21 protein-coding genes are annotated in these 20,923 nt (G+C 40.3%); 10 read left to right on the forward strand and 11 right to left on the reverse strand.

What is annotated here, in order from left to right:
- Positions 1 to 14 precede the first annotated feature (14 nt).
- The 4 genes from OQ279_RS05400 to OQ279_RS05415 all read left to right on the forward strand — a co-directional run bounded on the left by OQ279_RS05400 (position 15) and on the right by OQ279_RS05415 (position 4,192).
- Complete coding sequence (locus OQ279_RS05400) at positions 15 to 383, forward strand: S24 family peptidase (RefSeq protein WP_266068821.1); 369 nt, start codon at positions 15 to 17, stop codon at positions 381 to 383.
- Complete coding sequence (locus tag OQ279_RS05405; protein ID WP_266068822.1) at positions 380 to 1,657, forward strand: Y-family DNA polymerase; 1,278 nt, start codon at positions 380 to 382, stop codon at positions 1,655 to 1,657. Before OQ279_RS05400 ends, OQ279_RS05405 begins: the two co-directional genes overlap by 4 nt.
- Positions 1,658 to 1,783: 126 nt before the next feature.
- Entirely contained in the window at positions 1,784 to 3,709 is a 1,926-nt protein-coding gene (dnaK, locus tag OQ279_RS05410) for a molecular chaperone DnaK (protein WP_266068823.1), read from the forward strand.
- A 333-nt stretch (positions 3,710 to 4,042) separates the two neighbouring features.
- Complete coding sequence (locus OQ279_RS05415; RefSeq protein ID WP_370866502.1) at positions 4,043 to 4,192, forward strand: transposase; 150 nt, start codon at positions 4,043 to 4,045, stop codon at positions 4,190 to 4,192.
- A 203-nt stretch (positions 4,193 to 4,395) separates the two neighbouring features.
- Here the strand turns inward: OQ279_RS05415 and OQ279_RS05420 are convergent, their stop codons facing one another.
- The 4 genes from OQ279_RS05420 to OQ279_RS05435 form a co-directional block, all read right to left on the reverse strand.
- Complete coding sequence (locus OQ279_RS05420; protein WP_266068825.1) at positions 4,396 to 4,533, reverse strand: hypothetical protein; 138 nt, start codon at positions 4,531 to 4,533, stop codon at positions 4,396 to 4,398.
- Positions 4,530 to 6,221, reverse strand: a complete 1,692-nt coding sequence (locus OQ279_RS05425) for a PspC domain-containing protein (RefSeq protein ID WP_266068826.1) — start codon at positions 6,219 to 6,221, stop codon at positions 4,530 to 4,532. The genes OQ279_RS05420 and OQ279_RS05425 overlap by 4 nt, the downstream gene beginning before the upstream one ends.
- Positions 6,214 to 6,558, reverse strand: coding sequence for a PadR family transcriptional regulator (locus tag OQ279_RS05430; RefSeq protein WP_266068827.1), 345 nt, complete (start codon positions 6,556 to 6,558; stop codon positions 6,214 to 6,216). The genes OQ279_RS05425 and OQ279_RS05430 overlap by 8 nt, the downstream gene beginning before the upstream one ends.
- 78 nt (positions 6,559 to 6,636) lie before the next feature.
- Positions 6,637 to 7,152: a DUF4870 domain-containing protein gene (locus tag OQ279_RS05435; RefSeq protein WP_266068828.1), complete on the reverse strand. Its 516-nt coding sequence runs from the start codon at positions 7,150 to 7,152 to the stop codon at positions 6,637 to 6,639.
- A 142-nt stretch (positions 7,153 to 7,294) separates the two neighbouring features.
- Between OQ279_RS05435 and OQ279_RS05440 the strand changes: the two genes are divergently transcribed.
- The 3 genes from OQ279_RS05440 to OQ279_RS05450 all read left to right on the forward strand — a co-directional run bounded on the left by OQ279_RS05440 (position 7,295) and on the right by OQ279_RS05450 (position 9,079).
- Positions 7,295 to 7,747, forward strand: a complete 453-nt coding sequence (locus OQ279_RS05440; RefSeq protein WP_266068829.1) for a DUF4442 domain-containing protein — start codon at positions 7,295 to 7,297, stop codon at positions 7,745 to 7,747.
- Positions 7,748 to 7,951: 204 nt separating this feature from the next.
- The gene (locus tag OQ279_RS05445; RefSeq protein WP_266068830.1) at positions 7,952 to 8,752 is read left to right on the forward strand and encodes a TIGR00266 family protein; all 801 of its coding nucleotides are present in this window, start codon (positions 7,952 to 7,954) and stop codon (positions 8,750 to 8,752) included.
- A gap of 129 nt (positions 8,753 to 8,881) precedes the next feature.
- A complete protein-coding gene (locus OQ279_RS05450) occupies positions 8,882 to 9,079 on the forward strand; it encodes a hypothetical protein (protein WP_265163695.1) in 198 nt (65 codons plus the stop codon).
- Positions 9,080 to 9,141: 62 nt separating this feature from the next.
- Here the strand turns inward: OQ279_RS05450 and OQ279_RS05455 are convergent, their stop codons facing one another.
- The 7 genes from OQ279_RS05455 to OQ279_RS05485 form a co-directional block, all read right to left on the reverse strand.
- Positions 9,142 to 10,083, reverse strand: coding sequence for a LysR family transcriptional regulator (locus OQ279_RS05455; protein ID WP_266068831.1), 942 nt, complete (start codon positions 10,081 to 10,083; stop codon positions 9,142 to 9,144).
- Positions 10,084 to 10,542: 459 nt separating this feature from the next.
- Positions 10,543 to 12,768, reverse strand: coding sequence for an NADP-dependent isocitrate dehydrogenase (locus OQ279_RS05460; protein ID WP_266068833.1), 2,226 nt, complete (start codon positions 12,766 to 12,768; stop codon positions 10,543 to 10,545).
- A gap of 530 nt (positions 12,769 to 13,298) precedes the next feature.
- Entirely contained in the window at positions 13,299 to 13,649 is a 351-nt protein-coding gene (gene rplS / locus OQ279_RS05465; RefSeq protein ID WP_266068834.1) for a 50S ribosomal protein L19, read from the reverse strand.
- Between the two features lie 115 nt (positions 13,650 to 13,764).
- Positions 13,765 to 14,451, reverse strand: a complete 687-nt coding sequence (gene trmD, locus OQ279_RS05470) for a tRNA (guanosine(37)-N1)-methyltransferase TrmD (protein WP_266068835.1) — start codon at positions 14,449 to 14,451, stop codon at positions 13,765 to 13,767.
- 69 nt (positions 14,452 to 14,520) lie between these two features.
- Entirely contained in the window at positions 14,521 to 15,099 is a 579-nt protein-coding gene (locus OQ279_RS05475; protein ID WP_266068836.1) for a hypothetical protein, read from the reverse strand.
- 339 nt (positions 15,100 to 15,438) lie between these two features.
- Entirely contained in the window at positions 15,439 to 16,887 is a 1,449-nt protein-coding gene (locus OQ279_RS05480) for a glyceraldehyde-3-phosphate dehydrogenase (RefSeq protein WP_266068837.1), read from the reverse strand.
- A 196-nt stretch (positions 16,888 to 17,083) separates the two neighbouring features.
- Positions 17,084 to 18,448 (reverse strand): S1C family serine protease, encoded by a 1,365-nt coding sequence (locus OQ279_RS05485; RefSeq protein ID WP_266068838.1) that lies wholly within the window; start codon positions 18,446 to 18,448, stop codon positions 17,084 to 17,086.
- Between the two features lie 128 nt (positions 18,449 to 18,576).
- On the opposite strand from OQ279_RS05485, the gene dapF reads away from it, so the two are divergent.
- Genes dapF through mltG form a run of 3 tightly spaced genes read left to right on the forward strand, consistent with a single transcriptional unit; the run spans position 18,577 to position 20,923 of the window.
- Complete coding sequence (gene dapF / locus OQ279_RS05490; RefSeq protein ID WP_266068839.1) at positions 18,577 to 19,365, forward strand: diaminopimelate epimerase; 789 nt, start codon at positions 18,577 to 18,579, stop codon at positions 19,363 to 19,365.
- On the forward strand, positions 19,359 to 19,880 hold the full coding sequence (locus tag OQ279_RS05495) for a GNAT family N-acetyltransferase (protein WP_266068840.1): 522 nt from the start codon (positions 19,359 to 19,361) through the stop codon (positions 19,878 to 19,880). Before dapF ends, OQ279_RS05495 begins: the two co-directional genes overlap by 7 nt.
- Entirely contained in the window at positions 19,880 to 20,923 is a 1,044-nt protein-coding gene (gene mltG / locus OQ279_RS05500; protein ID WP_266068841.1) for an endolytic transglycosylase MltG, read from the forward strand. The genes OQ279_RS05495 and mltG overlap by 1 nt, the downstream gene beginning before the upstream one ends.

Consider the following 20,923-nt stretch of genomic DNA (forward strand, 5'->3'; position numbering starts at 1 on the left):
CCTAATTTTGAAGCATGCAAGTAAATACTTTTGGAAAGATACAGAAGCGAAAAGAAAGACACGCTGCAGAAGTTTCAAAGCAAACAGGGTTTCCTAGTGCGGCTACTCATTATTACGAGGCGCCAATAGATTTAAATAGTGAATTGATTTACAATCAGGATGCGACATTTTTCATTAGAGTTGAAGGCAATAACTGGTCTAAATTTAATATTTGGGATAAAGATGTTCTAATTATAGACCGGTCTATGGAGCTTAAACCAGGTCGTATTGCACTTATAATAAAAGATGGGGAATTTGATATTGTGCAATTTTCAGGTAAATCTACGCAGCCTGAATTTCTGTTGTGGGGGGTGGTTACTTATATAATTCATGCTATGATATGATTGCAATGGTAGATTGTAATAGCTTTTATGCTTCCTGCGAACAAGTTTTTAGACCCGATCTTTTGGGGAAGCCGGTAGTAGTGTTAAGCAACAATGATGGCTGTGTAATAGCAGCAAATAAAGAGGCTAAATCTCTGGCACATATCCCCATGTTTGAGCCTGTCTTTAAGATTAAAGATATTCTGGAAAAAAATAATGTGACTTTCTTTTCTTCTAATTACACCTTATATGGAGAAATGTCCCAGCGGGTGATGAATATTTTGAAGACTTTTTCTCCAATGGTAGAAGTTTACAGTATTGATGAAGCTTTTGTAGAATTAACTGGCATAAATCATTTAGACCTTCCTAAGTACGGCAGCAATATTAAAGAACAGATTCTTCGGTATACGGGTTTACCGGTGGGGGTAGGTATTGCTCCTACAAAGGTTCTGGCTAAACTGGCAAACCGGATAGCTAAAAAAGAGGAAGTGCACGACCATGTATATATAATTGATTCTGAAGAAAAAAGAAAAGCAGCTTTAAAAAAAGTAAAAATTGGTGATGTATGGGGAATAGGAAGGCAACATGCCAGGCGGCTTCAGGAAAAGAAAGTGTTTACTGCGTTTGATTTTGCACACAACACGCCTCTTGCCTGGGTGCGTAAGGAGATGACTGTAGTTGGAGAACGTTTGTGGCGTGAATTGAGAGGGGAATCATGTATAGAATTTACCACTATCCCTAAACCTAAAAAAGGAATAGGTACAGCAAAGTCCTTCGGAAAGCGACTGGAAGATCTCGACATGATTGAAGAAGCATGTGCTTATTACATTAGCGAGGTAAGCGAGGTGATGCGGGCACAGGGTTCATGCGCTTCATATGTGCAGGTGTTTGTGCATACCAATTATCACAGTAAAATTGATAAACGATATTCTGAAAGTTGTACTGTGACTTTGCCTGTTCCTACCAATAATACATTTGTTTTGATAAGCGAAGCAAGAAAAGCCTTACATAGAATATATAAACCAGGTTTTCGCTATAAGAAAGTAGGAGTTAATTTGAGCGGAATTATTCCACAGGAATATGTGCAGGCTAATTTATTTGAACAACCTTCCAAAATTTCTAATCCTGTGCTTATGAAAGTTTTTGATGGTATCAATAACAAATATGGAAAGGCCACAGTCGCTTCAGCTATTACCGGCAGACGAAAGCAGGAATGGGAGCTTATTAAAAAACATCGAAGCCCGTATTATACCACACAATGGCAGGAACTTCTTAAGGTAGGCAGTAGGTCTTAACTTGAAGGAGTCAGCTATCTGTCTTTCTTTTATGACATCCTGTCATATAATTTCGGGTGGCATAATGATTGACTTTAAGAGGTTGTTCAAAAAAATCAGAAATAATAAATAACAACCTATAGAATTATGAGTAAAATAATTGGAATCGACTTAGGTACTACCAACTCTTGTGTTGCCGTAATGGAAGGTAACGAGCCAACGGTAATACCTAATGCCGAAGGAAAAAGAACTACTCCTTCTGTAATTGCTTTTGTAGAAGGAGGCGAAATAAAAGTAGGGGATCCTGCAAAGCGCCAGGCTGTAACTAACCCACAAAAAACCATTTCCTCTATCAAGAGGTTTATGGGAAATAAATATTCTGAAGTTTCTAAAGAAGCAGGAAGAGTTCCTTATAAAGTAGTAAAAGGTGACAATGATACTCCGCGTGTGGAGATCGACGGACGTAAATACACTCCGCAGGAACTTTCTGCGATGGTGCTTCAAAAAATGAAGAAAACTGCCGAAGATTATCTTGGACAGGATGTGACCGAAGCGGTAATTACCGTGCCTGCATACTTTAATGACTCTCAGCGCCAGGCTACAAAAGAAGCAGGAGAGATTGCTGGCCTTAAAGTAAGAAGGATCATTAACGAGCCAACTGCAGCTGCACTTGCTTACGGACTTGATAAAAAATCTCAGGATCAGAAGATCGCTGTTTATGACCTTGGTGGTGGTACATTTGATATCTCTATCCTTGAATTAGGAGACGGAGTATTTGAAGTACTTTCTACAAATGGTGATACGCACCTTGGAGGTGATGATTTTGATGAGGTGATCATCGACTGGCTTGCAGATACATTCCAAAAAGCTGAAGATATCGACCTTAGAAAAGATCCTATGGCACTTCAGCGTTTGAAAGAAGCTGCAGAAAAAGCTAAAATCGAGCTTTCCTCTTCTTCTCAAACCGAAATTAACCTGCCATACGTTACTGCTACTGCAAGCGGGCCTAAGCACCTTGTAGAGACTTTAACAAGATCTAAATTTGAGCAACTTGCCGATACTTTGGTGAAACGTTCTATGGATCCTGTTCAAAAAGCACTTAGCGATGCAGGTCTTTCAAAAAGTGATATCGACGAGGTAATCCTTGTTGGTGGATCAACCCGTATCCCTAAAATCCAACAGGAAGTTGAAAGCTTCTTCGGAAAGAAACCATCAAAAGGAGTGAATCCTGACGAGGTTGTAGCGATTGGTGCTGCGATCCAGGGTGGTGTACTTACAGGAGATGTAAAAGATGTATTGCTTCTTGATGTTACTCCGCTTTCTCTTGGTATTGAAACTATGGGTGGTGTAATGACCAAATTAATTGAGTCAAACACTACTATCCCAACCAAGAAATCACAGGTATTCTCTACTGCGGCCGATAATCAGCCATCTGTTGAGATCCACGTGTTGCAGGGAGAGCGCCCAATGGCAAATGATAATAAGACCATTGGTAGATTCCACCTTGACGGAATTCCACCGGCACGAAGAGGAACACCTCAAATTGAAGTGACCTTTGACATCGATGCCAACGGTATCATCAAAGTAAGCGCTACAGATAAAGCTACAGGTAAATCTCAGGATATTAGGATCGAGGCTTCTTCTGGTCTTACCGAAGAAGAGATCCAAAAGATGAAGCAGGAAGCTGAAGCGAATGCCGAAAGCGATAAAAAAGCCAAAGAAAAAGTAGATAAGCTGAACGAAGCCGATGCTATGATTTTCCAAACTGAAAGTCAGTTGAAAGAATTTGGTGATAAACTTTCTGATGATAAGAAGAAGCCAATCGAAGACGCTTTGGAAGAGCTTAAGAAAGCTTATGAGACTAAAGAAGTAGAAACTATTCAGCCTGCATTAGACAAGATCAATGAGGCATGGAAAGTAGCTTCTGAAGAAATGTACAAAGCACAAGCCGAAGCTGGCGGACAGCCAGGTGGCCCACAACAGGGAGCTACCGGAGCCGAAGGTGGACAAGCCGGAGGCGATGCCAAGCAAGGTGACGATGTAGAAGACGTTGACTTCGAAGAAGTGAAGTAAACCCCTCCTAACCTCCCCTTGGAAAGGGGAGGAACTTTGGAGATAATTTTTAAAGCGCTGTCATTTGGCAGCGCTTTTTTTTTTGTTTAAAAAGGTGTAGCTGCTTATTTTTAATGTATGAGCAGAAAAGTAGTTTTTAAGTCTTATTCCCTCAGCTATGATGATCTGGTTCCAAAAAATCACCCTGTATTCAGAAACCGACACCTACCAAAGTAAAATCAAGAATGACTTTACTAAAGCAATCCACTGCTATCAGGCTTAAAACTGCCATGGCTGTCCACTGCGGGGCGGTTGCTTTAGGGCAAAAGGGAGGGTAATTGAACATAACACAATCTGGTCCACCTAAAAAAGAAAGCGAAAAATTTACTGCTCAGTGAAGTTGTGATAGCTCATCGTAAGCGAAGGTGCTGGGATGTAGGGGCAGTCTTTGGAAATATTAAGCAAAATATGGGCTCCAAGCGATTTATGCTACGGGGAATGTAGAAAGTAACTACAGAAATAGGGCTAATAGCCATGGCACATAACTTAAAGAAGTCAGTATAGCCTAGAGAAGGTTTTTCTAAACATTTTTTCAATCCTCGATAAAAACCAAAAAAAAAGAAAAACCTTTCTTGAAAAATTATCCAAGAAAAAAGGTCGCCTAAAAATTGCTTTGTAGACGACCTCGTTTTATTTAAGGTAGGATTCTAACATTCATCGGAAGTAGCTTTGGAAACCTGTTCGATTCCCGCATTTTCCGGTTGCTCGGGTTTAACTTCCTCATCTCCTGTAGAAACCAGGAAATTGAGAAAGATGGCAATTAAAATCTCTATAAGAACACTCATTCTCCCGTTATTGTATCGGTTTCAATAGAGGATTGTTCTTCATTGGGGAAATCTTCTTTAAAAGGTTCCTCCGTGCTTTCTTCAGTATCCCAGTCAGTTTCAGAATCACTCCAGGGATCTTCTTCCTCGGCAGGGCAATCGAGACATTCTGCGCCCTCACGGGTGATCTTAAGATACTGTTCTTCATAACCGTTGTGAAGAATATCTCCGTAATAATCTGTATTCCTATGGAAGGAATAGGTATTATCTGCGGCGTAAAGCACTGTTCCTATTGGAAGAAATAGAGTAACTTGTACTTTTTGTTCTCTGTGCTTGTTGGAAGGATCTGTCGTTAGGATTCCGCTTAGGTCAAGATTTCCGTTAGAGAAACTTGTACGGTAATTTATCTCTTCGGCTCTCTGCCTGGCTTCATCATAGGTTTTACCTTCAGCAATTTTAACGATCTCCATTCTCCCGGTTGAATCGGAAGTAGATTTCACAATCAACTGCACATTCTGAGACCAGATCACTTTTTTGTTGCTATCGTCATAGGAGATGTTGAAATCACCTGATTGATATGGGGTAGAATCAAACTGCGGATCTCCCATCATGTTGACATATAAAGTGTCATTGGCTTCTACAGGAAGATTTTCAGAAATTCTCACTTCTCCATCAAAAGCTCTTTCGGTAGCCTGTTGAATTCCGAAGAAGATCAAACCGAGTACAGAGATAATCCAAAGTCCTAATAGCACCAGCTTTGCAGTTCTTCCAATAGATCTCAGGTTTTTGACGAGGATCTTTAACCCCAGGATGAACAGGAAAAAGAACGGGATGCCCACAGAAAAGAAGGCCAGTATTGAAATAACCCAGATACTGTCTGCGCCAGGGCCGGCGATTTCCACAAAATCTGTCCATGGGGCTTCAATGATCCCAAAGGTGCCTATTGAAAACAGCCCAATAAACAAACCTATAAGTGTAGATCCGGCTATGAGGATGAGAAATATCCCAATAAGTTTCACGAACAGGTTAAGAATGAATTTTACGACATCACCTACTGCGGTCGCAGCCGAGTTTGCACCGGCGCGGGCCTTATAACCGTATTTCTCGTAGTTGATGTCTTTTACCTTTCCCGACACATCATCGAACCCCTCTCTTATTTTGCGTTCAATGTTGCTAATGGTTACCGGTTCCCCACGCATGGCAAGTTTATCGGCAGTGGTTTTAGCTTCGGGCACAAAGATCCAAAGAGCGATATAAATGAGTATAAAAGCGCCGGTAGAAAAAATGGTAAGGAGAATCCACAGGATTCTTATCCATACAGCATCAATCCCTGTATAATGAGCAAGCCCCGATGATACTCCTCCTACATAACTGTGCTCTGTATCTCGAAATAGTTTTTTACCTCTTGTTTTGGTATACACTGGTTCATCCTCAAAGATCTCGTCATCAATGACATAATCTTCGGGTTGTCCCATCACAGAGATCACTTCGTCTACTTCCCGTATCCCGATTACCTGTCTTTCATTTTTGATCTTTTCAGCAAAAAGTTCGGCTATCCGGGCTTCAATATCATGAATGATCTCCTCCTGGCCAGAGGTGTTGGTGAGAGATCGTTTTATAGCCTCAAGGTAATGTTGTAGCCTGGCATAAGCATCTTCATCAATATGAAAGAAAATGCCGGCGAGATTTATATTGACTGTCTTATTCATGATTTTTAGTTTTTTGGGTGGTTACAATTGTCACTGCGGTTTGCAGTTCTTCCCATGTATGGGTGAGCTCTTTAAGAAAAATTTTTCCGGTTTCTGTGAGGCCGTAATATTTTCTTGGTGGGCCGCTGGTAGATTCTTCCCAGCGATAAGAAAGTAAGCCGGCATTTTTGAGGCGGGTTAATAAAGGATAAATAGTGCCTTCTACCACCAGGAGTTTGGCGCCTTTTAAGGTATCCAGAATTTCGGCTACATATGCATCATTATCTCTTAAAACAGATAAAATGCAGTATTCCAAAACACCTTTGCGCATTTGTGCCTTCGTGTTTTCAATCTTCATAGTGTTGAGTTTTGAATGTTGTTGAACTGTTCATTTTTTGATTGATTGATGATTAGAAAATATTTGATGAGGATATTTTTAAACGGATTGATCTTCAGAATTACCTGAAGCTGTAAATAGATCTTGAGGCTTACCGGCATTTAAAAAATTAATGGCCAGTGGGTATTTGTAAAATTTTCCTTCACCAGCCTTAATGGTAGCTGAAACTACTCCGTAGACATTCAGTACAAAGAGCGCAAGAACCAGGAGGGCCATTGTCATGATATAAATGGTAACAGGACCTGCCTCAAGAGGATTTCCTATCCATTGATGATGATCATTTATATAAAATGAATCCTCGAAGTTAATGTTGAGCCCTATAAGTATGGCACCAGCTACTCCTACCATTACCAGGAAAAAAGCATACAGGAACAGGCTTATCTGAAAGTTTAGAGCTTGTTTGCCATGCTCATTTACAAACGGGTCGTTCTTTTTTGCCGTCCAAAAGATCAAAGGAAAAATAAAATTTCCAAACGGAAAGAAGAATTGACTAAAGGTGGATAAGTGGATTAAAGCTGCCACTGTTTTGTCGGGATTTGTTGATTGATTGTTCATTTGAATGATTTTCTAATGCAAATATATATCTTAAAGATGGTATTATGCAAAACAAAGTACTATAATTTTTATTTAGGCTTGAGAATTTAACATTTGAGGATGTTATTAAAATTGAATACTTTTAGAAAAATTCTTACTAAGTATGGAAGTTTCCTCCCAAAAATTAAATACCTTCTTAATGTTTAAGCTGCCCAGCGCATGGCTAACTGGCGTAAGGGTTAAGGAGATTGATGAAAACCACTGCCTTACAACCGTAAAACACAGCTGGATCAATCAAAATCCTTTTAACTCTTTATATTTTGCAGTACAGGCTATGGCTGCCGAATTAAGTACAGGTGCGCTGGTAATGTCTTCAATTAAGGCATCAAAAAAGCCCATTTCAATGCTTGTTGCGCAGAATAAATCCAGGTTTACCAAAAAAGCAACCGGCAAAATTAGTTTTATCTGTAATGACGCTCATCTTATATCTGCTGCTATTGAAGAAACTATTAAGACAGGGGAGGGGCAAACCTTTTGGATGCGTTCTCATGGGGTAAATGAAGATGGGCAGGAGGTTTCTGTTTTTGAATTTGAATGGACGATTAAATTAAAGTAGGCAGTGTACAGTAGAATAGTAGGCAGTAGCTAAGATGGCACAGATTTTAATTCATGCCGGGCATTTTATGAAATTTTTCTGTGCTCAGGGTTGTGTGATCAAAATTTTTGAATAAATTTTTAAACCTTAAACCTTAAACCTTAAACCTTAAACCTTAAACCTTAAACCTTAAACCTTAAACCTTAAACCTTAAACCTTTATAAGATGAATGCACATGAAATAGATTACGAGATATTTGGAGAGGAGATGCAGTATGTAGAGCTGGAACTTGATCCGCAGGAAGCGGTAATCGCCGAAGCAGGAAATTTTATGATGATGGATAACGGCATCAAAATGGACACCATCTTTGGGGACGGTTCAAAACAAAATGAAGGATTTTTAGGGAAAGTCCTGGGAGCCGGAAAAAGATTGCTTACCGGGGAGAGCCTCTTTATGACCGTGTTTACCAATGAGATAGCAGGTAAGAAAAAGATCAGTTTTGCTTCTCCCTATCCGGGGAAAGTGATCCCATTAGATCTGACGGAATTTGGAGGTAAGTTCATTTGCCAGAAGGATGCCTTTTTGTGTGCTGCCAAAGGCGTGGCTATAGGTGTGGAATTTAGTCGCAGACTGGGCAGGGGATTCTTTGGGGGAGAAGGTTTTATAATGCAGAAGCTTGAAGGTGATGGTATGGCCTTTGTACATTCTGGTGGTACAACTGCAAAAAAAGTACTGCAGCCGGGAGAAAAACTAAAGGTAGATACCGGTTGCATTATTGGTTTTACGAAAGATGTGAATTATGACATCGAATTTATAGGAGGTATTAAAAACAGCCTTTTTGGAGGGGAAGGATTATTTTATGCTACGCTTACAGGGCCGGGAACTGTTTTTGTGCAGTCATTACCTTTTAGCCGGCTTGCGGGACGCATTTTAGCTGCGGCACCACAGGGTGGAGGTAAAGATAAAGGAGAGGGAAGTATCCTGGGAGGCCTTGGAAATATGGTAAGTGGAGATAATCGTTTTTAAGAGTGTTAAATTAGCTTCATCTTGTTCCGGTTTTTGAAAAAAAGATGTATTTTTATACCATTAACGAAAACGATTTCGCTTATAGATAACCATTACTTATTCTAACCAAGGTTAACTAATTTTATCATTATGGCAAGAGCGATGTTTGAGTACACCAAGACGGTACTAAGCAAAGTAAGTTTTGATGTAACTCTGTTCTGCAAAGAGGTGAAAAAGGCACTTCAACGATTATTACCTTATGAGATTGAAGAGTTGAAGCTTTATATTTTTTCACTTATTCGGCAAAATCCCGAATTAAACCAATGTCTTATTTACTTAAACCCTTAAAATAAAAGAGGCAGCCTGAAATTATTTTTTCAGGCTGCCTCCTTTTTGTACACCATCAGTGTTTACTTCTTGTGCACAGGGCTAATAATCTGCACATTTTGAAAGGTTATTGCCCCTTTTACTACTCCTGCTATTGTACTGCGAAGTGCCTCTATAATCTGCATTTTCAATTCGCTCTTATTGTATATAAGGCTAACTTCTCTCGCGGGAGTTGGTTCAACAAACATTTTGATATTCTTTTGGTCTTCACCCTTTAAGTCTAAGGTATGAAGGTAGGGCAGAAGCGTCATTCCCAGGCCTTCATTTGCAAGTTTGATCATGGTTTCAAAGCTGCCACTCTCCAGCTGAAAATGATCGTCATTTGATTGCCGCGTCGCTTTGCATAGATTGAGGATCCCATCCTTAAAACAGTGGCCATCTTCTAGCAACAAAATGTCATCGAGGTCAAGATCTTCAACCTTCAGTTTGTCTTTAGAGTTGAGCCTGTGGCCGGGAGGTATATATCCTACAAAAGGTTCATAAAAAAGTACCTGTTCTTTAATATTTGGTAGTCCTAGTGGTGTTGCCGCAATGGCTGCATCAAGATGCCCATCTGCCAGTTTTTCAATCATGGCTTCGGTATGCAGCTCTTCGATCTTCAGCTTTACCTTTGGGTATTTCTTGATAAAATTATTTAGGAACATGGGCAGGAGCGTAGGCATAACCGTTGGAATCACTCCCAACCTGAAAAGTCCGCCAACAAAACCTTTTTGCTGATCTACAATATCTTTAATTCTATCACTCTCATTGACAATATTTCGCGCCTGCTGAACAATTTTTCTCCCGGTAGCAGTAAGCTCAATTGGTTTTTTACTGCGGTCAAAAATCAGCACGTCCAGTTCATCCTCCAGCTTTTGAATCTGCATACTGAGGGTGGGTTGGGTTACAAATACTTTTTGTGCAGCTTTCGTGAAATTTTGATGCTCGGCAACGGCTAAAACGTAATGTAACTGGGTAATAGTCATAGATCCTTATATTAAAGTAGCTGCAAAAGTATTTATTTTTTCTATAGGAATAACAAGATAATCCCATTTCAGCAGTAATGGGGAATAGTTCCAGCTTTTACTGATGATTTGAACGTGTACTTACATCCTTTCGTTTTCCGCAACCTGGTCTATAGTTACGGTAACATCAGTTTTGGATTGAGCTATGAACTGAATTCCGAAGAAATGCACAGGAGATTACACACGTGCTTCATATCAAATAAATTATATCAGGTGTCAAAAATGCCATTTTTGACACCTAATCTAAATATTTTCTTCTGTAAAATAAAAGAGGCTGACTTAAAAGCTAAACTTTTATCACTCTGGAATCGGTATAGTTTCTATTATTTCTGAAGTTCAGATTTAATAGATTCCGAAGTATATTCAGAATGATGTATAGCAGCTTTTAAGACAGCCTCTCATCAAAATTACAAGAGAAGATTACGCTCCCTGTAGAATGCTGTTAAGCGTTTTACTTGGTCGCATTGCTGAAGTTACTTTCTCCTCTTCGGGTTTGTAATATCCTCCGATATCTACCGCTGAGCCTTGTGCATCAATCAATTCCTGTAAAATTTGCTTTTCGTTCTCCTGAAGCTTCGTGCTCACCTCTTTAAAATGTGCTTTTAGTTCCTGGTCTTCGTCCTGTTCAGCTAAGGCTTCGGCCCAGTAGAGAGCCAAATAAAAATGGCTTCCCCTGTTATCAAGTTCATTGACTTTTCTTGATGGGGATTTATCTTTTTCTAAAAATTCTTCCGTAGCCTTATCAAGAGCGTTGGCAAGAACTAAAGCTCTCTTATTATTGTATTTTTCACCCAAATGCTCAAGGGAAACAGCCAGTGCAAGGAATTCTCCCAGAGAATCCCAGCGGAGGTGGCCTTCTTCCACAAATTGCTGCACGTGCTTTGGAGCTGAACCTCCGGCGCCTGTTTCAAATAAACCACCGCCATTCATAAGAGGAACGATAGACAACATTTTGGCACTTGTACCCAACTCAAGGATAGGGAAGAGATCTGTAAGATAATCCCTAAGAACATTTCCGGTTACCGAAATAGTATCTTTTCCTGCCTTTACACGCTCAAGGGTGTAACGGGTAGCATCTTCAACAGACATTATTTTGATCTCCAGGCCTTCGGTATCCTGATCTTTTAGATAGAGTTCCACTTTTTTAATGATTTCTGCGTCGTGTGCACGATCTTCATCCAACCAGAAAACTGCAGGCGAACCTGTAGCACGGGCGCGGCTTACTGCAAGTTTCACCCAATCCTGAACCGGCGCATCTTTAGTTTGGCAGGCTCTCCAAATGTCCCCTTTTTCAACGTTGTGTTCCATGAGAACTTTTCCGGCTTCAGTAACAATTTGTACCTGCCCGGTTTCTTTGATTTCAAAAGTTTTGTCGTGAGAACCGTATTCTTCGGCTTTTTGAGCCATGAGCCCCACGTTTGGAACCGTTCCCATCGTTGTTGGATCAAAGGCTCCATGTTCTTTACAGAACTGGATGGTAGTCTCGTAAAGACCTGCATAACTACTGTCGGGGATTACGGCTTTGGTATCCTGAGGGTTACCTTCAGCATTCCACATTTTTCCTGAAGTTCTTATCATTGCCGGCATAGATGCATCAATGATCACGTCACTTGGCACGTGCAGGTTAGTAATTCCCTTGTCGGAATTTACCATAGCCAGGTCTGGGCCATCTTTAATATCCTGCTCGATCTTAGAATTAATCTCGTTCCTTTTTTCTTCAGGAAGATTATTAATAGCACTCAAAACATCACCAAGACCACTGTTAGGATCGGCTCCTGCTTCTTGTAGTTCAGTACCATACTCTTCAAAAATGTCTTTAAAGAAAACCTTAACGGCATGACCAAAAATAATAGGGTCTGATACCTTCATCATTGTAGCCTTCATATGTAAGGAGAATAAAACTCCTTTCTCTTTGGCATCTTTAACCTGTTCTTCAAGGAACTTAATGAGGGCTTTTTTGCTCATAAAAGTTCCGTCAATAATTTCCCCTTTTTTAAGCTTTAGGTCTTTCTTGAGAATGGTAGTATCTCCAGATGCCGTTTTAAGCTGAATATTTACAGTGGTAGCTTCGTCAAGAGTGACAGATTTTTCATTGTGTCTAAAATCATCTTTGCTCATGGTAGCCACATGGCTCTTAGAGTCTTTGGTCCAATCTCCCATGGAGTGTGGATGCTTTTTGGCGTAGTTTTTCACGGCCTTTGGGGCACGCCGATCAGAGTTTCCTTCACGCAACACAGGATTAACTGCACTACCTTTTACCTTATCATATTTTGCCTGAATTTCTTTTTCCTCATCTGTCGCTGGTTCATCAGGATAATTAGGTAGATCATAGCCTTTCTCCTGTAATTCCTTTATAGCAGTCTTTAACTGCGGAATAGAAGCACTAATGTTTGGTAACTTTATGATATTAGCTTCAGGTTGTTTGGCAAGCTCACCTAATTCGGCAAGATCATCAGAAACTTTTTGGTCTTCCTTGAGTCTTTCAGGAAACTGGGAAAGAATTCTTCCTGCCAGGGAGATGTCTCTTGTTTCAAGCTCAACATTGGCCGGTTTTGTGAAGGCCTCTACAATGGGGAGTAGGGAATATGTTGCGAGGGCTGGAGCCTCATCGGTTTTGGTATAAATAATTCTGGTTGTCTTTGACATATTGGAAAATTTTATTTTAGATCAAGAGTGTGCAATTTAGCATTTTTCAAGCTTATTTCACAGGTGCAAAGGTTAAGATAGTATGGAGGAAAGGCATAAAAAGTGCAAAAAAAAGCCATTTCACTATTTTCATAATGAAATGGCTCTAATGAAATAACAATTCTTTGCTGAACTTTTACCTTCTCAAGTGAAATCTATATTTCACAAGCAAGTTGTTATTTCATCAAGATGACTTACATTTCCCAAAAGAGTGTGTGTAAATCCTCCAAAACGTTTTTACCAAATTAAACCAACTATGTCTGGCATATTGTTATTCAAAATGGCAAAAACTTATGTAAAGATTTTGCTCTACATGAGTTTAAGAAGAATTCCTGGCGACATTCTTTGACTTAAATCTCTGTATTAAATTTACGAAAGAAAATATTTATACGCAAATATCTAAGCCTTAATTGTTTATAAAAATAACTGAAATATTTATTTAACAAAAAAGCCTCAATAAATGAGGCTTTTTCAAGTAATATGTTGAAAGATTATCTTCTTCTTTCTTTAATTCGAGCTTTTTTACCAGTAAGTTCTCTAAAGTAGTAGATTCTTGCTCTACGAACTTTACCACGCTTGTTGATCTCGATTTTCTGAAGAGCAGGCAGGTTGAGCGGGAAAATACGTTCAACACCAACAGTACCACTCATTTTACGAATAGTAAAAGTTTGAGAAGCTCCAGATCCTCTCTTTTGGATCACAACTCCACGGAAGAACTGAGTTCTGGTTTTTTGACCTTCAGTAATTTCGTAATAAACAGTAATAGTATCTCCGGCTGAAAAATCAGGGAAATCTTTTTTTGTTACAAACTCCTCTTGTACAAATTTAATTAAGGATTCCATATTTCTAATGGTTTAAAAATAAAGTCTAAAGCAACATTCACGGGTATCGCCAGAGGTTGGTTCAGAACGTGTGCAAAAGTAATAAATTTTGTGATTCTAAAAACTAATGGCTCATTTATTTTTCGTCCTCACTTAATAAGTCAGGTCGCAGGGCCAAAGTGCGGGCGTAGGCCTGTTCTTCCCGCCATTCTTCAATCTTTGGCGTGTTGCCCGAAGTGAGAATTTCGGGTACTTTCCAGCCATTATATTCTGCTGGGCGGGTATAAATTGGCGGCGCGAGCAAATTGTCCTGAAAGGAATCGGTAAGTGCAGAGGTTTCATTGCCCAGAACTCCCGGTAGCAGGCGAATAATGGAATCGCACAGCACAGCGGCCCCTAATTCTCCGCCCGAAAGTACGTAGTCACCAATAGAGATCTCCCGGGTAACAAAATGCTCCCGCACGCGTTGATCTACTCCTTTATAGTGACCGCAAAGAATAATGACATTTTCCTTTAGGGAGAGTTCATTGGCTATACCTTGCTTCAGCGTTTCTCCATCGGGCGTCATATAAATGACTTCGTCATAATCTCTTTCTGCTTTCAAAGCTGTTATGCACTTATCTATGGGTTCTATCATCATCACCATCCCGGCGCCCCCTCCAAATTGATAATCATCTATTTGTTTGTAATTATCGGTTACGTAATCACGTAAGTTGTGCAGGTGAATTTCTACATGGCCTTTTTCAATTGCTCTTTTTAATATAGAAGCTTCAAAAGGGCTGGTAAGAATTTCGGGAACTACAGTAATAATATCAAATCGCATGGAATGGGAATTTTGGCTGAAAGCAATTCACAGCCCGCAAATTTAGTTAAACCTCAAGAATATTTGTTTCTACTTTGCGACTTTAAGCTGTTTGTTCTTTTCATCTTGTAGCAGTCTTCCCAGTCTTTGCTCTTTTTCGAGAGATTTTGCACGGTAGGCATCGAACTCTTTTTCTACTTCGGCTAAATTTTTCCGGGCTTCGGCTGTGTGAATGTGACTCTTTTTGAATCTCACTACAAACAAAGCCAGTGCTAGTACCAGCACACCAACAATGCTCCACATCAAAGTATTATAGGTGGCTTTACTAAGGGACATTCCCAGCACGGCTATTTCATCTTTTTCAGCGCTTAAAGTGGCAAGCTGCTCTTTGAGGTTTTCCAGTTCAGCCTCGAGAGTGGCAATTTTAGCATCCCGGGATTTCAAAGTTTCTTTTGAAGAAGCTATTTCTTCCTTAAGTTCAATAATTCTGTTTGAAGTTAGCTCCTGTAGCGTTGTAAGCTGGTCTGTATCCACAACCTTATAACCTTTAAAGTTGTTGGAACTGGTAATCAATTCCTGAAATTTTTCAGCAATAGTGGCTTCGCCGGGTGTCTGGGCTACTGCGACTGTAGCAGTTAATAGAATAAAAGTGAATAAAATTTTTTTCATAGCAGGTATTATTTCTTGGTCATTATCACAACGAACACCTAAAAATGATATTGTTGATGATTGTTTAATTTTTTTTTCATTAACTTCCTGTATATAAGCAGGCCGAAAAAAAGCAGTGGCAAAATTAAAGAATAATAACTGCCTGGCTCTGCTGTCCTTCCACAAATTTTTAGTTAATTTTCTTCAGTTCTTATTCAGGCTTCTAATGGCAACTTCAGAAGAATTTCTATTAAATTCATTCTTCTCAAAAAAGGTGAATTTTGGAATCCTTCAGAAATAAAAGGCAGAAAAAAACCCGTTGCCATTGGCAACGGGTCCCCATCACTAATTAAACCCCTTTTAATAATAGGTGAACCTTCTAACCTTGGCAATGTATTTTGCAAGGCGTATTACCTGGTGGCTATACCCGTATTCGTTGTCGTACCAAACATATAATACGATATTCTTACCATCGCCCGAAACTATGGTGGCGTTGCTGTCGTAAATTGAAGGCTGGGCAGATCCCACTATATCTGTAGAAACCAGTTCGTTTTCTATAGAATATTTGATCTGTTCAACCATTTCTCCTTCTAAAGCATATTTTTTTAGGATCTCATTTACTTCTTCCGGTGAAGTTTCGGTTTCCACCTCCAGGTTGAGTATAGCGAGTGATCCATTGGGAACCGGAACACGTATGGCATTCGAGGTAAGTTTACCTTCAAATACGGGTAAGGCCTTTGAAACGGCTTTTCCTGCACCGGTTTCAGTGATCACCATATTTAATGCAGCCGCCCTTCCTCTTCTGTACTTCCTGTGCATATTGTCAACCAGGTTCTGGTCGTTTGTATAGGCATGTATGGTTTCAAGGTGTCCTTTTACAACACCTAAATCATCCTGAACTGCTTTAAGAACAGGTGTAATGGCATTGGTGGTACAGGAGGCCGCTGAGAAGATCGAAACTTCATCGGGGTTGTATTCCTTATGATTTACGCCGTGAACTATATTCGGAATTCCTTTACCCGGCGCTGTGAGCAATACTTTTGAAGCTCCCTTAGAAGTGAGATGCCTGCTGAGTGCCTCCTGGTCTCTAAATGCGCCGGTATTATCAATTATCAGGGCATCTTTAATGCCATAAGCAGTATAGTCTATCTCTTCGGGTTCATTGGCCGAGATCATATGTACAGTAGTGCCATTAATTATAAGACACTTCTTTTCTGAATTGTAGGATACGGTTCCGGAAAAATCTCCGTGCACAGAGTCATTTTTGAGAAGACTGGCCCTTTTTTCAAGTACAGTCTCATCGATCTTTCCGCGGGTGACAATGGCTCTAAGCCTAAGTTGGCTGCCTTTGCCAGTTCGGGTCATGAGTTCCCTGGCAACCAGCCTGCCTATACGTCCAAATCCATAAAGTACAACATCTTTGGGAGTAGGTTCGTCTCCCTTTTTTGCGTCTTTTAGTTTAGCCGAAACAAATGCAGTTGCATTCGAATATTTCTGGTCTTCCAGGTGGTATTCATAGGTCATTTTTCCAATGTCGAGCTTGGCAGGTGGGAAATCCAGCCTTTGAATGGCTTCGGCGATCTCAACCGAATCAAAAATAGAAATTGGCTTTTGTACAAATTCACCGGCATACTCGTGCAGGTCTAAAATGTCGCTCACATTGCGATCTATCAACTGATTTCTGAATAGCACAAGTTCAATAGACTTGTCATACCACAAATCACTCACTGTCTTGATGAATTGTACTGCTGCCCGTCGCCGATCTGCCTGAAAGGCTAATTCTTTTTCGTAAACTTCGTTAGAGTTCATTTTTTTGTTGGTGTTGTTTTTAAACTGCGGCAAAAATATAGATTTCAAACGTTTTCGTAAAGTGTTTTGAACAAAAAAATGAGGCCCATTATAAGCCTCATTTTTGTTATATATATTTAATTATCGACTCCCCAGATCTGGAAATAGCTTCAGAAAGATTTCCGAAAAGAATTCAATTTTTGCCATTTTTGGCAGGTTATCTCCAAACGTATTTTTGTTTTTCCCCATCGGGAGTTACAAAGGTTACAGAGATGGGTTGCCCCGGAGATCTTTGTGCCATGATCTTTTCAACATCTTTAATATCCCGCACTTCAATGTTATCAATGGCTGTGATTATTGTACCATAAAGCTGTTCATTCTGCATTTGAGGAGTGAGACCTCTTGTGATCTTCACCCCGTGAGTCACTTTTCTTTGCTTCAGTTCATCGGTACTGGCGTTGGTAACTTCAAGGCCAATGGCTTTGATTTGATAAACCTCATACTTTGTAAGGGTCACATCAAATTCTTTTGGATCTCCATCGCGAATCACCTGTACTGTTACCACATCGTCTGGCCTTTTTGACCCTATATAACCAATTAAATCTGAGAATTTACTGATCTTTACATTATCTAACCTGGTAATGACATCACCTGATCGAATTCCTGCTTTTGCTGCACCACTTCCTGCTTCCACCTGGTCTACGTAAACTCCTTCAGAAATTTCAATATTATATTCTCCGGGAAGATTAGCAGCCTGTACACCACGTATTCCCAAGATACCCTGCTGTACATCCCCATACTCAATAAGGTCTTCTACTATTTTTCTGGCATTATTTGAAGGTACTGCAAAAGCATACCCAACATAAGTCCCGGTTTGAGAGGTGATCGCGGTATTGATACCAATCAATTCTCCATTGATGTTTACCAGTGCACCACCACTGTTTCCTGGATTTACTGCGGCATCAGTCTGGATAAAAGAAGAAATGTTAGAATCCATTCCCAGGTCTCTTGATTTTGCTGAAATTATTCCGGCAGTAACGGTAGAGGTAAGGTTAAAGGGGTTTCCTACTGCCAACACCCATTCTCCAATCTGTGCATTGTCAGAATTTCCGAAGGGAAGGTAATGAAGGTCTTCTGCATCTATCTTCAGTAAAGCGATATCCGATTTTGGATCGGTGCCTATCACTTCGGCCATATAATTCTGGTTATTGTTAAGGGTAACCTGAAGCTGGGTGGCATTCTGTATCACGTGGTTGTTGGTTACAATATAACCATCGGGAGAAATGATAACCCCACTTCCTGTGCCCTGTAAGGCTTGTGTTGTACTCGAAGAGAAGGGTGACCTTCTTACTGTTGCCACGTTTTTTACGTGAACTACAGCATTTACCGATTCATTGGCTGCTTCAGTAAAATCTGCATTAGTACCTGTAGGAAGTGAATTCATTTTTACCGGGGTATAGGCAGGGATACCCGTATTTGCTTCGACTAAGACGTTGTCTTCATCAATGAAAAGCAAGTATCCGGCAAGAGTTAGAACGCCGCTTAAAACAGAGATCATGAGAAAACTGGCAAATCTTTTCATATTTAATATGTGTTTTAGTATTTGTAGAAAAATTCAGTTTTAGCAGGTACCTTTCCTTAATAAGCCCGTGTGTTAATCATGCCCGTTTTTTCTATTATTGTATCTTTGATCCCTGAAAAATAATCCAGATGAAGCTGAATTTTTATAAATACCAGGGTACGGGAAACGATTTTATTATGGTAGATAACCGTACAGCGGTTTTATCCAAAAATGATACCAAATTGATAAGACGGCTTTGTGATCGCAAATTTGGCATTGGTGCAGACGGTCTCATTCTCCTTGAGAATTTAGAAAATTCGCAGGATGATTTTAAGATGGTGTACTTCAACGCCGATGGCAACGAAAGTAGTATGTGTGGTAACGGCGGCAGGTGTCTTGTAGCGTTTGCGAAGTATTTAGGAATTATTTCAGACAGGGCGGCATTTACTGCAATAGATGGATTTCATGAAGCTGTAATAGAAGATGAAAAGGTAGGACTTAAAATGATGGATGTTGAAGGGGTTTCTGAAATTGGTAATGCTCTTTTCCTCAATACAGGTTCCCCGCATCATGTCATTTTTTCAGAAGAAGTAGACCAGATTAATGTCAAACAAGAAGGAGCTGCCGTAAGGTATTCACCAGAATATGAGGCTAAGGGAGGCACAAATGTGAATTTCTCTTCGTCTCTGGATGAGTCAACTTTAAAAGTGCGTACGTATGAGAGGGGAGTGGAAGATGAAACTCTTTCCTGCGGTACGGGGGTTACAGCTGTCGCTATCGCCGCCTATCACTCCGGAAGAATATCTTCAAATAAAGTAGAGTTAAAAACGCCGGGGGGTGAACTTAGCGTTCGTTTTACGCCTAGGGGTGGCAGTTACAGTGATGTTTGGCTAACCGGGCCTGCACAACAGGTCTTTAAAGGAGAAATAACATGTTAACACTTCAGGGGGAACAGGTTTTTCTGAGAGCGTTAGAGCCCGAAGATCTCGATTTGCTCTTTGAAGTAGAGAACAATGAAGAATTCTGGGAGGTGAGCGCCACCAGCGTTCCTTTTTCCCGCTATGTGCTTAAACAATATCTCGAAAATTCTCATCGCGATATTTACGATGTTAAACAGTTGAGGCTGGTCATTTGTGATAACACTTCGGAAGCTGTGGGGCTTATAGATATTTTTGACTTTGACCCCAGGAACCGTCGTGCTGCCCTTGGTATCCTTATTATTAACAGGAAAAACCGGAAAAAAGGATATGGCACCCAGGCTTTAGAACTGGTTTGTAAATATTGCTTTACACACCTGGGCCTGCACCAGGTCTATGTTAACGTAGGCTGTGATAATACTTCGAGTAGGCTGCTCTTTGAAAAAGCCGGATTTTTACTCACTGCCAGAAAAAAGGACTGGAATTTGGTAGAGGGAGAATATAAAGATGAAATTACCTATCAATTGATCAACTAATGTATATCAAAAAAATCTTATTAATAATTGCCCTTTTTGGCATCCTGGGTCTGGCAGCATTCTCCTGGTACGTCTATGACATTATCTTTTCTCCTAACACTGCTTTTTCTGAAGAAACTGCCCAGGTATACGTGCCTACAGGCGCAACTTATGCTGAAGTAAGAGAGCTGCTGAAGCCTTATCTTGAAGATAGCGAAGAATTTGACCTGGTTGCACAGAAAAAAGGCTATATCAATAATGTGAAGGCCGGAAGATTTATTCTGAAGAAAGGCATGAACAACAACGAGATTGTAAATACCCTTCGCAGTACAAACGAGCCGGTGTGGGTAACCTTTAATAACCAGGAACGACTTGAAGATCTTGCCGGAAGGATCGCAGCCCAAATAGAAGCCGATAGTACACAGCTTCTGGAAAGCATGAGAGATTCGGCATTTTTGACACATTCTGGTTTTGAAGGAAGAAATGCGATTGCCATGTACATTCCAAATAAGTATCAGTTCTTCTGGAATACTTCAGCTGTCGAATTTAGGGAGCGGATGAAAGAAGAGTACGACCGCTTCTGGACAGAAAAAAGACTGGCAAGGGCCGAAGAGATTGGGCTTACTCCGCACCAGGTGATGGTGGTTGCTTCTATCGTGCAAAAAGAAACAGCCAAAGTAGACGAGCGGCCAAAGGTAGCCGGGGTCTATATGAACCGAATTGAGAAAGGCTGGAAACTTGAAGCCGACCCAACTGTGATCTACGCCTTAAAAGACAGGCTGCAGAATTTCGATACCATTATAAAAAGGGTTCTTTATGCTGATCTTACTCTTGACTCTCCTTATAATACCTATAAATATAAAGAACTGCCTCCCGGGCCTATAACCATGCCTGACATTTCTTCAATAGATGCGGTGCTTAACCATGAAGATCACGACTACTTCTATTTCGTGGCCGATGTGGAGAATTTTGGTTACCACAAGTTCGCAAAGACCCTGTCGCAGCACAACGCCAATAAACGGGCCTATGTTCAATGGATCAATAAGCAGAAGATCAACAGGTAA

This window comes from Salinimicrobium profundisediminis (assembly GCF_026241755.1).
Classification (GTDB): Bacteria; Bacteroidota; Bacteroidia; order Flavobacteriales; family Flavobacteriaceae; genus Salinimicrobium; species Salinimicrobium profundisediminis.

Coding starts and splice junctions, on each gene's coding strand:
- OQ279_RS05400 (WP_266068821.1), top strand. CDS start 15: ATGCAAGTAAATACTTTTGGAAAGATACAGAAGCGAAAAGAAAGACAC.
- OQ279_RS05405 (WP_266068822.1), top strand. CDS start 380: ATGATTGCAATGGTAGATTGTAATAGCTTTTATGCTTCCTGCGAACAA.
- dnaK (WP_266068823.1), top strand. CDS start 1,784: ATGAGTAAAATAATTGGAATCGACTTAGGTACTACCAACTCTTGTGTT.
- OQ279_RS05420 (WP_266068825.1), bottom strand. CDS start 4,533: ATGAGTGTTCTTATAGAGATTTTAATTGCCATCTTTCTCAATTTCCTG.
- OQ279_RS05425 (WP_266068826.1), bottom strand. CDS start 6,221: ATGAATAAGACAGTCAATATAAATCTCGCCGGCATTTTCTTTCATATT.
- OQ279_RS05430 (WP_266068827.1), bottom strand. CDS start 6,558: ATGAAGATTGAAAACACGAAGGCACAAATGCGCAAAGGTGTTTTGGAA.
- OQ279_RS05435 (WP_266068828.1), bottom strand. CDS start 7,152: ATGAACAATCAATCAACAAATCCCGACAAAACAGTGGCAGCTTTAATC.
- OQ279_RS05440 (WP_266068829.1), top strand. CDS start 7,295: ATGGAAGTTTCCTCCCAAAAATTAAATACCTTCTTAATGTTTAAGCTG.
- OQ279_RS05445 (WP_266068830.1), top strand. CDS start 7,952: ATGAATGCACATGAAATAGATTACGAGATATTTGGAGAGGAGATGCAG.
- OQ279_RS05450 (WP_265163695.1), top strand. CDS start 8,882: ATGGCAAGAGCGATGTTTGAGTACACCAAGACGGTACTAAGCAAAGTA.
- OQ279_RS05455 (WP_266068831.1), bottom strand. CDS start 10,083: ATGACTATTACCCAGTTACATTACGTTTTAGCCGTTGCCGAGCATCAA.
- OQ279_RS05460 (WP_266068833.1), bottom strand. CDS start 12,768: ATGTCAAAGACAACCAGAATTATTTATACCAAAACCGATGAGGCTCCA.
- rplS (WP_266068834.1), bottom strand. CDS start 13,649: ATGGAATCCTTAATTAAATTTGTACAAGAGGAGTTTGTAACAAAAAAA.
- trmD (WP_266068835.1), bottom strand. CDS start 14,451: ATGCGATTTGATATTATTACTGTAGTTCCCGAAATTCTTACCAGCCCT.
- OQ279_RS05475 (WP_266068836.1), bottom strand. CDS start 15,099: ATGAAAAAAATTTTATTCACTTTTATTCTATTAACTGCTACAGTCGCA.
- OQ279_RS05480 (WP_266068837.1), bottom strand. CDS start 16,887: ATGAACTCTAACGAAGTTTACGAAAAAGAATTAGCCTTTCAGGCAGAT.
- OQ279_RS05485 (WP_266068838.1), bottom strand. CDS start 18,448: ATGAAAAGATTTGCCAGTTTTCTCATGATCTCTGTTTTAAGCGGCGTT.
- dapF (WP_266068839.1), top strand. CDS start 18,577: ATGAAGCTGAATTTTTATAAATACCAGGGTACGGGAAACGATTTTATT.
- OQ279_RS05495 (WP_266068840.1), top strand. CDS start 19,359: ATGTTAACACTTCAGGGGGAACAGGTTTTTCTGAGAGCGTTAGAGCCC.
- mltG (WP_266068841.1), top strand. CDS start 19,880: ATGTATATCAAAAAAATCTTATTAATAATTGCCCTTTTTGGCATCCTG.